Source organism: uncultured Allobosea sp. (assembly GCF_945956895.1).
Classification (GTDB): domain Bacteria; phylum Pseudomonadota; class Alphaproteobacteria; order Rhizobiales; family Beijerinckiaceae; genus Allobosea.
This window is the reverse complement of the sequence record NZ_CAMFJF010000076.1, coordinates 1-12,964: the sequence shown is the minus strand read 5'-3', so window position 1 is coordinate 12,964 and position 12,964 is coordinate 1. Positions and strand designations below refer to the sequence as shown.

Genomic DNA, 12,964 nt, shown 5'->3' with positions numbered 1-12,964 from the left:
TGTCGGCGAAGCTGGTGGAGATCACGCAGCGGATGCCGAAATCGAGCAGCGCCCAGGGCGCGTGCTCGCGCGAGGAGCCGCAGCCGAAATTGTCGCCGGCGACGAGGATCTCCGCCTTGCGGTAGGCCGGCTGGTTCAGCACGAAATCGGGGTTCTCCGAGCCGTCCTCCTTGTAGCGCATCTCCGCGAACAGCGCGGTACCGAGACCGGTGCGCTTGATCGTCTTCAGGTACTGCTTGGGGATGATCATGTCGGTATCGACATTGATCACCTTCATCGGCGCGGGTGTGGAGGTCAGGGTGGTGAAGGGCTGCATGATGCGGTTCCTTGTCGATTTTTATAGTGCTCAGGCGGAAGGCGGGGCGACCCGGACGATGCGGGTTCCGGCCCAGACGTCGTGAAGCGGTGCTCGCGGCAGCGAGCGCTTGAGGGCGAAGGGGCACCACCAGGACAGATAGAGCGTCAGCGCGATCAGCAGGGCGGGGAGCATCAGCCAAGGGCTGTATCCGCCTGCGACGATCAGCCAGAGTGGCCCGAAAAACACGGCGGTAACCGCAAGGCTGAGCAAGGCGGCGTAGATCAAGCGCAAAAAGCTTCGCTTCACGCCTGCGGGTTCGCCGTTGTTCGCGACCAGGCGAATCCGCAGCAGGCGCATCGCCGGAGTCGCTTGCCAGCGCGTTGCCTGGAAACCGACGATGGCGGCAACGAAAGCGAGGTAGCCGATCCAATCGAGATAAAAGGGGCTGACGGATCGGCCCCCGTCATCGACCGGTACCTTAACGGAAACCGTGCGTGTGATGTTGTCGGCGCCCTTCTCGACACGGGCGAGATGCACGATCCGGTTGGAGGCGATACCGAAAGCGCTGATGTCGCAGAATGCGGCTTGATTCCAGACAACGCCGCTCATCATGGCATTGCCCGCGTCGAGCACGCTCTGATCCATCTTTCCCGGGCCGCAACGCGACACGCTTACGCCGAAGCCATCCAGGCGAACCCTGTCGCTGTTGCCGCCGAAGAACAGCACCGTTAGCACGACCAGGATCAGCGCAAAGGGCAGGAAATCCAGCCCGATCGCAAGGTGGCGTCGCCAGTACCAGAGTTTCTCTGTCCCCTGCATCGCTACCCCGCCGCCTGTTCGATGGCTTCCATGTCCTCGTCGGAGAAGCCGAAATGGTGGCCGATCTCGTGGACCATGACATGGGTGACGATCGCGCCGAGGCTGTCGTCGTGTTCGGCCCAATAGTCGAGGATCGGACGGCGATAGAGGTGGATGGTGTTGGGCATCTGCCCGGTCTGAGGGCTGAAGCCCTGCTGCGGCAGGCCGACGCCGCTGAACAGGCCAAGCAGGTCGAAGGGACTCTCCGCCTCCAGCTCCTTCAGCACGTCGTCCTCGGGGAATTCGGTGACGTTGAAGATCACGTCCGAGCAGAGCGCGCGGAACTCCTCCGGCAGGCGGTCGAAGGCGGCCTGGGCCAAGACCTCGAACGCCTCCTGCGACGGCGCCTTGACGCCGTCCCAGTCGATCTCCGCTGTTTTCGTGACCCTGGCGTCCACGGCCTTGCCCATCACCAGATCTTCAATTGGTAGCCGAGCCACCAGGCCAGTACGACGACGCCGACGAGCGAGAGGGAGCGGCCGATGCGCCGGCCCCAGAGCTCGACCTTGTCGCCCTCGGGCGCATCGGCGCCCGAGAAGTGATCGGCCGCCCGGCCCATCGAGGAGCCGAGCAGGCTTTCGCTGTCGCGCTTGACCCGGTCCAGCGCCGCCTTGGCCTCGTCGGCGCGGGCGGTTTCGCGGGGATCCTTCGGCATGGTCAGCTCCCCGCCTGTCCGCGTCAGCCCAGCGTGCGGACGTCGACGAAACGGCCGGTGAGGGCCGCTGCCGCCGCCATCGCCGGCGAGACGAGGTGGGTGCGGCCGCGATAGCCCTGACGGCCCTCGAAATTGCGGTTCGAGGTCGAGGCGGCGCGCTGGCCCGGCTTGAGCTGGTCGGGATTCATGGCGAGGCACATCGAGCAGCCCGGCTCGCGCCATTCGAAGCCGGCGGCCAGGAAGATCTTGTCGAGACCTTCGGCTTCCGCCTGCTCCTTTACCAGGCCGGAGCCCGGCACGATCATGCCGTAGTCGAGGCTCTCATGGAGCTTCTTGCCTTCGACGATCTTCGCGACGGTGCGCAGGTCCTCGATGCGGCCATTGGTGCAGGAGCCGATCCAGATCACGTCGAGCGGAATGTCGGTGATCTTGGTGCCGGCGGTCAGGCCCATATATTCGAGCGCGCGCTTCTTCGAGGCACGCTTGACCTCGTCCTCGATCAGGTCGGGGTCCGGCACCGCGCCCAGCACCGAGATCACGTCCTCCGGGCTCGTGCCCCAGGAGACGATCGGCGGCAGGTTGGCAGCGTCGAGCTTCACGATGCGGTCAAAATGCGCGCCCTCGTCGGAGCGCAGCGTCTCCCAGTAGCGCAGGGCTGCGTCCCAGGCGGCGCCCTGCGGCGCCTTGGGGCGGCCCTTGAGGTAGTCGAACGCCTTCTGATCGGGCGCGACCATGCCGGCGCGGGCGCCGCCCTCGATCGACATGTTGCAGAGCGTCATGCGACCTTCCATCGAAAGCCCGCGAATGGCCTCTCCGGCATATTCGATGACCGAGCCGGTGCCGCCGGCGGTGCCGGTCTCGCCGATGATGGCGAGCGTGATGTCCTTGGCGCCGACGCCGGGCGCAGGCGTGCCGTCCACCTGGACGAGCATGTTCTTCGCCTTCTTCTGGATCAGTGTCTGCGTTGCCAGCACATGCTCGACCTCGGAGGTGCCGATGCCGTGCGCAAGGGCACCGAAGGCGCCATGCGTCGAGGTATGGGAGTCGCCGCAGACGATCGTCGTGCCGGGCAGGGTGAAGCCCTGCTCGGGGCCGACGATGTGGACGATGCCCTGGCGCCTATCGAGCTCGTTGAAGTACTCGACGCCGAAATCGGCCGCGTTCTTGGCCAGCGCCTCGACCTGGATACGGCTTTCCTCTTCCTGGATGCCCTTGGAGCGGTCGGTCGTCGGGATGTTGTGATCGACGACGGCGAGCGTCTTCTCAGGGCTGCGGACCTTGCGGCCGGTCATGCGCAGGCCCTCGAAGGCCTGCGGGCTGGTGACCTCGTGGACGAGGTGGCGGTCGATATAGAGCAGGCAGGTGCCGTCATCCTGCCGGTCGACGACGTGGTCGTCGAAGATCTTGTCGTAGAGCGTCTGGGGACCCTTGGTCGCGATCATGGCTTGTTCTCGGTCTGCGGAAATCTGCTGAAGATCATGCGCCGGCTCGCTTCGGGCCTGCGCGCAATAGCGGTTCGCCTGTCGCCGGCCGCGCGAGAGCGGCCGGCCTCAGGCGCCGGTAAGGCCTGCCGCAATGGAGGCGGTGAAGCGGCCGAAGAAGCGCCAGGGCAAACGGGCATGGTCGTGCAGCGCGGCAAAATCCTGCGTCGTCGGCAGGGGCGGCAGATGGCCCTCTCCCTGCACGGCGCAGAAGCGCTGCAAATGATGCTCACACGGCGACATGGCTACTGTTTAGCAGTTCCAATCAAGCCGGACAATCGATGCCGTTGCAGCCGCGTCATCGCGGCGACGCAGGGCGCGACACCTCACAATTCGCTGCGCAACTGCCAGAGTTCCGGGAAGAAGGTGCGCTCAAGCGCGGTTTTCAGGAATTTGACGCCGCTGGAGCCGCCCGTGCCCGGCTTGAAGCCGATGATGCGCTCGACCGTCTTCATGTGGCGGAAGCGCCATTGCTGGAACTGGTCTTCGAGATCGACCAGCTCCTCGGCAAGCTCGTAAAGATCGAAATGAGCTTGCGTGTCGCGATAGACCGTCAGCCATGCCGCCTTCACGATGTCGTTTGCGGCATGGGGCACGCTCCAGTCGCGCTCGACGCAATCGGCCGGGATCGGCAGCCCGCGCCGGGCGAGCAGGCGCAGCGCCTCGTCATAGAGGCTGGGCGCCTCCAGCAGCGCCTGCAGATGGGCGTGATGCTCGGGATGGTGGCGATGCATCGCCAGCATGCGCGGGTCCTTGGCGCCGAGCCGGAATTCCAGCGCGCGATACTGGTAGGACTGGAAGCCGGAGGACTGGCCGAGCGCATCGCGGAAGGCGAGGTAGTCAGCCGGGGTCATGGTCGAGAGCACGTCCCAGGCGGTGACGAGCTGGGACTGGATGCGGGAAACGCGCGCCAGCGACTTGAAGGCGGGCTGGAGCTCATCGGCGCGGATCGCTGCGATGGCGCCGTCGAGTTCGTGCGCCGCGAGCTTCAGCCAGAGTTCCTGGACCTGATGGATGGTGATGAAGAGCAGTTCGTCGGGGGCATCGCTCAATGGCTTCTGCGCCGCCAGCAGCAGGTCGAGGCCAAGATAGGAGCCGTAATCCATGCGCTCCTTGAAATCGGTCTGCATGCCGGGTTCGATGCGGCTGTGGTGCTCGCCCGTGCCGGTGCCCATCGCTTTCGCCCTCGCTCGCGACGCGCCTTGACGAAGGGAAGGCGCGATATATTTTAAGTTTAAAGTATTTTGCGGGTCGGGCAAGGCATGACGATGGCGAGCGACCAGACGACGACCGTTCCCGTGCGAGCCGCTGAGCCGCCATTCGACCTCTCCGCGGAGTTTTCCCATTTCCGCCGGAACTGGCCGGAGCAATTGCATTTCGCCGCGCACAGCCACCATTTCTGGCCGGACGTTACCCGCGAGGCGCAACTACGCTGCTGGGACGATGCCGCCCGGCTCGCCGACGGCAAATGGGAGGAGGTTCTCGGCCCGGTCTGGCGGAAGGTGGCCGAGGGCGTGGCCTGGCACCTCAACTTGCCCGGCGTCGACGGGCTCGTGCCGGCCAATAACACCCATGAATTCGTCAACCGGCTGCTCTCCTGCCTGCCGCGAGACCGGGTGCCGCGTATCCTGACCAGCGATGCCGAATTCCATTCCTTCCGGCGGCAGATCGAAAGGTTGGCGGAGGAGGGGCTGATCGCGCTCACCGTCGTGCCGGCCGAGCCTTTCGCCGATCTGGCGGAGCGCCTGATCACCGCGGCGAAGATGGGCAATCCCGACATGGTCTTCGTCAGCCAGGTGCAGTTCAATTCCGGCCACGCGCTGACCGATCTGGAAGGGCTGGTCGCCGGAATCTCCGCGCCCGGGCGCCTGGTCGTCATCGACGGCTATCATGGCTTCCTGGCGCGGCCGACCGATCTCTCTGCTATCGCCGACAAGGCCTTCTACATCGCCGGCGGCTACAAGTACGCCATGGCGGGGGAGGGCGCCTGCTTCATGCATTGCCCGCCCGGCTTCGCCATGCGGCCGCGCGACACCGGCTGGTATGCCTCGTTCGGGGCGCTGTCGGGGCCGCAAGGCGGCGTTGCCTATGCCGAGACCGGCTGGCGTTTCATGGGGGCGACCTTCGACCCTTCCGGCCTCTACCGCATGGGCGCGGTGTTCGACTGGCTCGACGCGAAAGGGCTCGATGCCGCGGCGATCCATGCGCACGCGCATGCCTTGCAGGGCATTGTGGCGGAAGGGCTGGCGCGCCGGGCCTGCGGTGTGCTCGCGCTCGAGAATCTCGTCGTGCCGCTCTCAGAACCGGCGCGCGGCAATTTCCTGACCTTCCGCCATGCCGATGCGCCGGCCTGGCATGACAGGCTGGCGCGGGCCGGCATCGTCACCGACCTGCGTGGAGACCGTCTGCGGCTCGGCTTCGGGCTCTATCAGAACGCGGCGGACGCGCGGCTTCTTCTGGAGCGGCTGACGGCGCTGGCCTGAGCGACGCGGCGTCAGTGCTGTGCGGTGTCGACGCTGACCACCACCGACATGCCGGGCGCAAGCTCCGCTGCCAGGGGCTGGCCGGGATCGACGGCGATGCGCACCGGCACGCGCTGGGCGATCTTGATGAAGTTGCCGGTGGCGTTTTCCGGCCGGATCACGCTGAATTCGGAGCCGGCCGCCGGTGAGAAGCGCTCGATCCTGCCGGTGAGACGGGCGTGGCGCAGAGCGTCGACGGTGAAGCTCACCGGCTGGCCGACGCGCATGCCGGCGAGCTGCGTCTCCTTGAAATTGGCGATGATCCAGATCTGCTCGGGCACCAGCGCCATCAGTTGCGTCCCGGCCGAGACGTATTGGCCGAGGCGGGCCGAGACCTCTCCGAGGCGCCCGTTCTGCGGAGCGATGACGCGGGTGTTGCTGAGGTCGATCTCGGCGAGATGGACGGCGGCCTCCGCGCCCTCGACCGCCGCGACGAGCGACTGACGGTTGACGACGGCTGTCTGGATATCCTGGCGGGCGACGTCGACGGCTGCATTGGTCGCCGTGAGTGCGGCGCGCGCCTGGTCGAGCGCCTGCTGGCTCTGGTCGGTGCTGGTCTGGCTGACGACGCCGCGCTCGCGCAAGGGCTCGATGCGGCCCCAGTTCGCCTCGGCCGTGCGGAGCGCCGCCTCGGCGCTGGCGACATTCGCGACGGCAGCGCGCAGGCGCGCCTCCGCTGCGGCGCGGGACTGGTCGGAATTGGCGAGCGCGGCGCGCTGCGCGGCAAGGCCGGCGCGGGCTTGTTCCAGCTTCTGGGCATAGATGCGGTCATCGATGCGCAGGAGCAGGTCGCCCTGCTTCACCGTGGCGAAGTCCTGCACCGCCACGTCCGCGACATAGCCGGCGAGCTGTGGCGCGATCACGGTGACCTGGCCGCGCACATAGGCGTTCTCGGTCGTCTCGACGGCGCTGACGAAAGGCGGCAGCCGCCAGGCGTAGAGGATGATGCCAAGGCCGATGAGGCCGATGGCGAGCGCGACATAGGTCGAGACGGAACGGAAGATGCGGGTCATGGCAGGGCTGGGCGATCAGGGAGCGGGTTGAGCGGCGGGACAGTCATGCGTGCGCGCAGCTGCAGGTAGGCGAGATGCGAGAGAAGGCCGATGAGGGCGAGGCCTGCGATCGTGGAAATCAGCATGAAGGCGTCGTTGTAGGCGAGGACGATGGCCTCTTGCGTCGCCCGCTGGGCGAGCAGCGTCACGCCTTCCGCCCGCAGCAGCGTCGGGTCGGTCAGGACATGGCTGTAGATGCTGCCGAACTGACCGATGCGCTGGGCGAAGAGCGGTTGAGACATGACGAAATGCTCTGCCAGCGCGTTGTAATGGAAGCTGGTCCGCAACGTGATGAAGCTTCCGAACAGGGCCGAGCCGAGCAGGCCGCCGATGCTCTGCGTGAACAGGAAGACAGTGATGAAGCTCAGGATGTAGATGGGGCCGCGTGGGATCGCACCGCCCATGCCCTGTGCCATCGCGGCAGGCAGGAAGAGCCCGGAGCCATAGGCGACCAGCGCCTGGCTGAGCCAGATGTCGTGCGGCCGGGTCTGGCTGGTCGCGCCGCTGTCGAGCCAGGCGCCGAGCGCGACGCAGGCGAGCGCCGTACCGTAGAACCAGTTCTCGCGGCCGGGCCGCAGCAGGAGCGCGCAGGTCACGCCACCGGCCAGGATCGCGCAGAGGATGATGCCGTAGAGCGGCAGGGTCTGCTCGTTCTGGATGCCGAGGGCCTGGAAGAAATTCGAGGCGCCGACGGTCTGTTCGGCCAGCACGACACGCATCAGGAGGATGGAGCCGGCGAAATGCAGTGTCGCCGGGCTCGTCAGCCAGCGGATATCGATGAGTGGGCTGTCGCGGTGCAATTCGACGATCACCGCCAGCGTCAGGCAGATGACGGCGCAGGCGAAGAGCCAGCCCAGCCAGGGTGCCTCGAACCACCAGTAGATCCGCCCGAGGCTGAGGGCCACGGCGATGGCACCGAAGCCGACGGCGATCAGGAGGTAGCTGACGATGTCGAGCGGGCCGATCCATTTCACCCGTGGCGGCGTGGTCAGCGGCAATGCGTAGACGAAGCCGAAGGCGACCATGGCGAGGCCCATCTCGAACAGGGTCAGGCCATGGAAGCCGCCGGTCTCCAGAAGCCAGGGCGAGATCAGGCGCGTCACCGGGATGCCGAGCGTGGTGTTGGTCAGCGCCAGCGAGAGGCCGACGGTCAGCCGCTTCTGCGGTGGCAGAGGCTCGATCATGTAGAAGAAGGCAAGCGAGGACATCGGCGCCGCCGCCATGCCGCTCATGAAGCGCACGACCACGGCCGATGGCAGGTCGTGGACGAAGGTGAGGTTCAGGAAGGCGGCGAGAACAAAGCCCGCAAGGCTCATCTCGGCGAAATTGCGCAGGCCGTACTGCATCCTGATCTTGATCAGGGCGATCGAGAGCGAGACGTTCGGCGCCATATAGGCGGCGATCAGCCAGTTGGTCTCGGCGACGGTGGCGCCGAGCTCCCCCTGGATCTGGTAGATGTTGGTGTTGACGAGGTTCGCGCCGATCTGCTGCGTCATCGTCAGCGTTACTGCGGCCAGCATATAGGCGAGCGCACGGCCCGGCGGCATCAGCAGGCCCATGGGGGCGGGTGGCGGCGCGGCAGGTGCGGTCGAGGCTTCGGGCGTGCTCACGGGGCGGCGCTCCGGCCGGCGGCGATGTTGCGCGAGGTGCGGCGCAGGACGTCGAGCGCGGCCTCCAGCTCCCCGGGCGCGATGCCCTGCAGGATACCAGCCCGCAACTCAGCAAGGAAATCCAGGATGTCCTGTGCCTGGGCGCGGGCGGTGTCAGTCAGGAAAACGCGGCGCGCGCGCCGGTCGCCCTCGACGGCGCGGCGCTCGATCATGCCGTTGCGCTCGAGCCCGTCGAGGAGCCGGACCAGCGTCGGCTGCTCGATATCGAGCAGGCCGGCCAGATCGGACTGGATCGGTCCATCCTCGCGGGCGAGCTCCATCAGCAGACGAGCCCGCGACAGGGTCAGGCCCATGCCGCGCGCCCGGTCATCGACGAGCGCCCTCAGCTTGCGATTGACGGCGGCAAGCTCGCCGGTGAATGCGGCCTGAAGCTGGGTGAGGTCCATAGTGCCAACATAAATAGCATGCTAATTATTATTGTACTTATAAACACTATGCATGCATATCAAATGACAAATTGTGTTTCTGGCATGCAATTTTTGCATGAATCTTTCGGCGGAACCACGCTGCCATCCCGGACAAGCGGCGAAGCCGCGCCGATCCGGGATCCATCGTAGCGCTCCGGGCCCTTCGATGGATCCCGGGGCAAGCCCGGGATGACCCAGTGGTGCCGAGAAAACCCGGCGGGCTCCACGCGGCCGGTTTGGCGCCCAGGCAAAGAAAAAACGCGGCCCCGGAGGACCGCGTTCCAATCTCTCTGTGCCGAGGCTTTCGGCGCTGAGGCTTTCGGCTTACTTGCCGGAAGCCTTCTGGCCCTTGGCGGGCTTGGCATCGACGCGCTCGGCGATACGGGCCGACTTGCCGCGACGATCGCGCAGGTAATAGAGCTTGGCGCGGCGCACCTTGCCCTTACGGATGACCTTGATCGAATCGAGGTTCGGCGAGAACAGCGGGAAGACGCGCTCGACGCCCTCGCCATAGGAAATCTTGCGGACGGTGAAGCTCTGGTTGAGGCCGCCGCCGTTGCGGGCGATCACGACGCCTTCATAGGCCTGGACGCGGCTACGCTCGCCTTCCTTGACCTTGACGTTGACCTGCACGGTGTCGCCGGGCTGGAAGGCGGGAATGGCCTTGCCTTCGCTCAGCTTGGCAATCTGCTCGGCATCGAGCTGTTCGATGATGTTCATGGGTCTCTCCATGGCCGTATTCGCGCGGAAGCGCGGGCTTTCGGCTCGCTGTTTTCAGTTGAGTGCGGGGCCATACAGGAGCGCGGCGAGTTTGTCGAGCGGCAATGCCCGCTTGTTGGCCACGCTGCCGGCATGCATAGCGTTGGCGGCAGCGACACGCCAGCGGACGAGATGCCATGCCCGACAACACTCCGAAGACCGCCCTCGTCACCGGCGCCGCGCGCGGCATCGGCCTTGCCACCGCCAAGCGCTTCCTGGCCGAGGGGTGGCAAGTCGGCCTGCTCGATATCGACGGGGCCGGGCTCCAGCGGGCCGCGGCCGAGATCGCAACGCCGGAGCGCACGCTGGTGCTGACCTGCGACGTGGCCATGCCCGCGCAGCTCGAATCGGCCTTTGCCGGCATGGCGAAGCGCTTCGGGCGGCTCGATGCGCTCGTCAACAATGCCGGGACTGCGGTGTTCAAGCCGCTGCTGGAGACTACCCATGACGAATGGCAACGGGTGATGGCGGTCAACCTGACCGGCCCGTTCCTGGCGACGCAACTCGCCGCCCGGGCGATGGCCGACAATGGCGGCGGCGCCGTCGTCAACATCACCTCGATCTCAGGCCTGCGCGCTTCCACGCTGCGCGTTGCCTACGGCACCTCGAAGGCTGCGCTCGCGCATCTCACCAAGCAGCAGGCGGTCGAGCTTGCCGGGCTTGGCATCCGCGTCAACGCGGTCGCGCCGGGGCCGGTCGAGACCGCGATGGCCAAGGCAGTGCATAGCCCCGAGATCCGGGCGGATTATCGCGACGCCGTGCCGCTCGGGCGCTACGGGCTCGAGGAGGAACTGGCCGAGGCGATCTTCTTCCTCTGCTCGGACCGGGCGACCTACATCACAGGGCAGGTTCTGGCCGTCGATGGGGGGTTCGACGCGGTCGGTATCGGGCTTGCAACCCTGCGCGGCGAGCGGCGAAATCTCTGAAATTCGTGCGCAACCCCGCGGCCACGACGCTCCTTCGGTCCCGTCACGCTCGCCCTTGTGGCGAGCGTCCACGTCTTGAACACCGCTCTCGATGAAGGAAGACATGGATGGCCGGGACAAGCCCGACCATGACGGCGGTGGCCTCTATCCCATCGCCTCGCGCTTCTTCAGCAACTCGTTGAGCATGTCTTGCTGTTCGCTGAGCCGGTTGGCGAGCGCTTCCTCCACGGCGGAGCCGGAGGCTCCGGTCGCCTGCTCCATCAGCTCGGCGATGTTGCGCCTGAGGAGGGCGATGCGCTCGTCCAGTTCCATTTGCGAAGCGTTCTCAGCCATCGGCCGGTTCTCCCTATTCCATCACCGCCGCGCCGGCGGCCCGCCCGTAGAATGTCCGGCGCCCCCTGGGGTTCCCCGGCCGCGGAGCGACGGGGAGTCGCAAGTTCGTCGCCGGTCCAGCATGCGCGGCAGCCGGGTGCAAACCCAATGAAATCACAGGTCTCGACGGTGGGATAGCCGTCTCGACCGCGCAGGTGCGAGCAGCGGCAAGGCTGGCTTCGCGCGCCTGCCGCAGTCATGGCCGACAAAGCGCTTGCGTCCGTTCCCGATCGGCGCGAACCTCTCCCCACCTGCCTCTCCGACGGCCGCCCGACCCTGTCGGGCCCGAGCGACCGCCGCCCGCCCGGCGTGAGCGCATGCGCTGTTCCCGCCGGGTTTCCGCCGCGCCGGAGCCGAGGTCACGACCTTTCCTCCATCGCGGTCAGCCCCGAAGGAGGAAATCATGCCCGCATCGGCACAGAACGGAGGCTCCGCAACCGGTACCCGAAGCGCGGGGCCGCGATGCATCGCGATCGTCGGCCCCTTCCAGAGCGGCAAGACGACGCTGCTCGAGAGCATCCTGATGCGATGCGGCGCGCTGACCCGCACCGGCACGGTCAAGGGCGGCAACACGGTCGGCGATGCCGCGCCCGAGGCGCGGGCGCACCAGATGAGCACCGAGCCCTCGGTCGCGACCGTCGACTTTCTCGGCGACACCTTCCATTTCATCGACTGCCCCGGCTCGGTCGAGTTCCTGCACGAGATGCGCCATGTGCTGCCGGCGGTGGATGCGGCGGTCGTGGTCTGCGAGGCGGATGACCGCAAGGCGCCGGCGCTGGAGCTCGTGCTGCGCGAGCTGGAGGAAGCCGATATCCCGCGCTTCCTGTTCCTGAACAAGATCGACACGGCCTCGCGCCGGGTGCGCGAGACGCTCGGCATCCTGCAGCGGGCCTCGCGGACGCCGCTGCTGTTGCGCCAGATCCCGATCTGGAAGAACGGCATCGCGGTCGGCTTCATCGATCTCGCCCTGGAGCGGGCCTTCATCTATCGCGAGCATGCGCCGAGCGAGATCGTGCCGCTGGCGGTCGACGAGGCCGGCCGCGAGAAGGAAGCCCGGTTCTCGATGCTGGAGCGCCTCGCCGATTACGACGACGAGCTGATGGAGGAATTGCTCGGCGACATGGAGCCGCCGCGCGACCGTGTCTTCGACGATCTCGCGCGCGAGCTGCAGCATCGCCATGTCGTGCCCGTGCTGATCGGTGCGGCCGAGCGCGGCAATGGCGTGACACGGCTGCTCAAGGCGCTCCGACATGAGGCGCCGGGCCTTGCCGAGACGCGCGGACGCGCCGGCATTCTCGCGGAAGGGCCGCCGCTCGCCCAGGTGATGAAGACCTGGCATTCGAGCCAGGGCGGCAAGCTATCGCTGGCGCGCGTGATGCGCGGCCGGTTGGCGGAGGGCGATGTCGTGACATCGTCGGGCGGCGTCGAGGCGCGTATCGCCGGCGTTGTCTCTCTGAAGGGGGCGGAGCAGAGTCGCAAGCCGGCGGCGGAGGAGGGCGAGGTCGCAGGCTTCGCCAAGCTCGACGGCATCGCGACCGGCGAAGCCTTCATGCTGGGCAAGGCGCGGGCGAGTGTGGTCAGCGCGGTCGCGCCGCCGGAAGCCGTGCATGCCTTCGCCATTGCGGTGAAGGATCGCAAGGACGACGTCAGGCTGGCGGCGGCCTTGCAACGGCTGACCGAGGAGGACATGGCGCTGGCGGTGACGCAGGTGCCGGAACTCGGCGAGACTCGCCTGTCGGGCCAGGGCGAGATGCATCTGCGCGTCGCGCTCGAAAAGCTGGCCGGCCGCTATGGTGTGACGGTGACGAACAAGACGCCGCAGGTCGGCTATCGCGAGACCATCCGCGGCCATGCCGGAGCGCGCGGCCGACATCGCAAGCAGAGCGGCGGCCATGGCCAGTACGGCGATGTGGTGATCGAGGTCGCGCCGCTGCCGCGCGGGGAGGGCATCCAGTTCGTCGACA

At 66.9% G+C, this 12,964-nt stretch carries 15 protein-coding genes; 3 read left to right on the top strand and 12 right to left on the bottom strand.

Features of this window, described 5'->3' with window-relative positions; all coding sequences use genetic code 11:
- The 7 genes from leuD to kynA form a co-directional block, all read right to left on the bottom strand.
- On the bottom strand, positions 1-316 hold a 316-nt coding region (gene leuD / locus Q0Q02_RS21060), incomplete at its 3' end, for a 3-isopropylmalate dehydratase small subunit (RefSeq protein ID WP_293812443.1).
- A gap of 30 nt (positions 317-346) precedes the next feature.
- On the bottom strand, positions 347-1,117 hold the full coding sequence (locus Q0Q02_RS21055) for an RDD family protein (RefSeq protein ID WP_293812442.1): 771 nt from the start codon (positions 1,115-1,117) through the stop codon (positions 347-349).
- Between the two features lie 2 nt (positions 1,118-1,119).
- Positions 1,120-1,566, bottom strand: coding sequence for a metallopeptidase family protein (locus Q0Q02_RS21050; RefSeq protein WP_293812440.1), 447 nt, complete (start codon positions 1,564-1,566; stop codon positions 1,120-1,122).
- Positions 1,566-1,811 (bottom strand): hypothetical protein, encoded by a 246-nt coding sequence (locus tag Q0Q02_RS21045; RefSeq protein WP_293812439.1) that lies wholly within the window; start codon positions 1,809-1,811, stop codon positions 1,566-1,568. The genes Q0Q02_RS21050 and Q0Q02_RS21045 overlap by 1 nt, the downstream gene beginning before the upstream one ends.
- Before the next feature lie 23 nt (positions 1,812-1,834).
- Positions 1,835-3,253: a 3-isopropylmalate dehydratase large subunit gene (leuC, locus tag Q0Q02_RS21040; protein ID WP_293812437.1), complete on the bottom strand. Its 1,419-nt coding sequence runs from the start codon at positions 3,251-3,253 to the stop codon at positions 1,835-1,837.
- Positions 3,254-3,361: 108 nt separating this feature from the next.
- Positions 3,362-3,514, bottom strand: coding sequence for a hypothetical protein (locus Q0Q02_RS21035; protein ID WP_187640076.1), 153 nt, complete (start codon positions 3,512-3,514; stop codon positions 3,362-3,364).
- A gap of 104 nt (positions 3,515-3,618) precedes the next feature.
- Positions 3,619-4,467, bottom strand: a complete 849-nt coding sequence (gene kynA, locus Q0Q02_RS21030; RefSeq protein WP_293812435.1) for a tryptophan 2,3-dioxygenase — start codon at positions 4,465-4,467, stop codon at positions 3,619-3,621.
- Between the two features lie 87 nt (positions 4,468-4,554).
- On the opposite strand from kynA, the gene Q0Q02_RS21025 reads away from it, so the two are divergent.
- The gene (locus tag Q0Q02_RS21025; RefSeq protein ID WP_293812433.1) at positions 4,555-5,775 is read left to right on the top strand and encodes an aminotransferase class V-fold PLP-dependent enzyme; all 1,221 of its coding nucleotides are present in this window, start codon (positions 4,555-4,557) and stop codon (positions 5,773-5,775) included.
- Positions 5,776-5,786: 11 nt separating this feature from the next.
- Here Q0Q02_RS21025 and Q0Q02_RS21020 read toward each other — a convergent pair whose 3' ends face one another.
- The 4 genes from Q0Q02_RS21020 to rplS all read right to left on the bottom strand — a co-directional run bounded on the left by Q0Q02_RS21020 (position 5,787) and on the right by rplS (position 9,663).
- Positions 5,787-6,827 carry an HlyD family secretion protein gene (locus Q0Q02_RS21020; RefSeq protein ID WP_293812432.1) on the bottom strand — a complete coding sequence of 347 codons (1,041 nt, stop codon included), beginning with the start codon at positions 6,825-6,827 and terminating at the stop codon, positions 5,787-5,789.
- Complete coding sequence (locus Q0Q02_RS21015) at positions 6,824-8,476, bottom strand: MFS transporter (RefSeq protein ID WP_293812430.1); 1,653 nt, start codon at positions 8,474-8,476, stop codon at positions 6,824-6,826. The genes Q0Q02_RS21020 and Q0Q02_RS21015 overlap by 4 nt, the downstream gene beginning before the upstream one ends.
- Entirely contained in the window at positions 8,473-8,922 is a 450-nt protein-coding gene (locus Q0Q02_RS21010) for a MarR family transcriptional regulator (RefSeq protein WP_293812428.1), read from the bottom strand. The genes Q0Q02_RS21015 and Q0Q02_RS21010 overlap by 4 nt, the downstream gene beginning before the upstream one ends.
- Before the next feature lie 345 nt (positions 8,923-9,267).
- Positions 9,268-9,663, bottom strand: coding sequence for a 50S ribosomal protein L19 (gene rplS, locus Q0Q02_RS21005; protein ID WP_199088077.1), 396 nt, complete (start codon positions 9,661-9,663; stop codon positions 9,268-9,270).
- A 176-nt stretch (positions 9,664-9,839) separates the two neighbouring features.
- Here rplS and Q0Q02_RS21000 point away from each other — a divergent pair, with 176 nt between their 5' ends.
- Entirely contained in the window at positions 9,840-10,628 is a 789-nt protein-coding gene (locus Q0Q02_RS21000) for an SDR family NAD(P)-dependent oxidoreductase (protein WP_293812425.1), read from the top strand.
- Positions 10,629-10,772: 144 nt separating this feature from the next.
- Here Q0Q02_RS21000 and Q0Q02_RS20995 read toward each other — a convergent pair whose 3' ends face one another.
- Positions 10,773-10,961, bottom strand: a complete 189-nt coding sequence (locus tag Q0Q02_RS20995) for a hypothetical protein (RefSeq protein ID WP_293812423.1) — start codon at positions 10,959-10,961, stop codon at positions 10,773-10,775.
- 442 nt (positions 10,962-11,403) lie between these two features.
- Between Q0Q02_RS20995 and Q0Q02_RS20990 the strand changes: the two genes are divergently transcribed.
- A partial coding sequence (locus Q0Q02_RS20990; RefSeq protein WP_293812421.1) for an elongation factor G occupies positions 11,404-12,964 on the top strand: 1,561 nt, incomplete at its 3' end.

Bases quoted from the DNA above. Each gene is read 5' to 3' on its own strand.
- Q0Q02_RS21055 (WP_293812442.1), bottom strand. From the start codon at position 1,117: ATGCAGGGGACAGAGAAACTCTGGTACTGGCGACGCCACCTTGCGATC.
- Q0Q02_RS21050 (WP_293812440.1), bottom strand. From the start codon at position 1,566: ATGGGCAAGGCCGTGGACGCCAGGGTCACGAAAACAGCGGAGATCGAC.
- Q0Q02_RS21045 (WP_293812439.1), bottom strand. From the start codon at position 1,811: ATGCCGAAGGATCCCCGCGAAACCGCCCGCGCCGACGAGGCCAAGGCG.
- leuC (WP_293812437.1), bottom strand. From the start codon at position 3,253: ATGATCGCGACCAAGGGTCCCCAGACGCTCTACGACAAGATCTTCGAC.
- kynA (WP_293812435.1), bottom strand. From the start codon at position 4,467: ATGGGCACCGGCACGGGCGAGCACCACAGCCGCATCGAACCCGGCATG.
- Q0Q02_RS21025 (WP_293812433.1), top strand. From the start codon at position 4,555: ATGACGATGGCGAGCGACCAGACGACGACCGTTCCCGTGCGAGCCGCT.
- Q0Q02_RS21020 (WP_293812432.1), bottom strand. From the start codon at position 6,827: ATGACCCGCATCTTCCGTTCCGTCTCGACCTATGTCGCGCTCGCCATC.
- Q0Q02_RS21010 (WP_293812428.1), bottom strand. From the start codon at position 8,922: ATGGACCTCACCCAGCTTCAGGCCGCATTCACCGGCGAGCTTGCCGCC.
- rplS (WP_199088077.1), bottom strand. From the start codon at position 9,663: ATGAACATCATCGAACAGCTCGATGCCGAGCAGATTGCCAAGCTGAGC.
- Q0Q02_RS21000 (WP_293812425.1), top strand. From the start codon at position 9,840: ATGCCCGACAACACTCCGAAGACCGCCCTCGTCACCGGCGCCGCGCGC.
- Q0Q02_RS20995 (WP_293812423.1), bottom strand. From the start codon at position 10,961: ATGGCTGAGAACGCTTCGCAAATGGAACTGGACGAGCGCATCGCCCTC.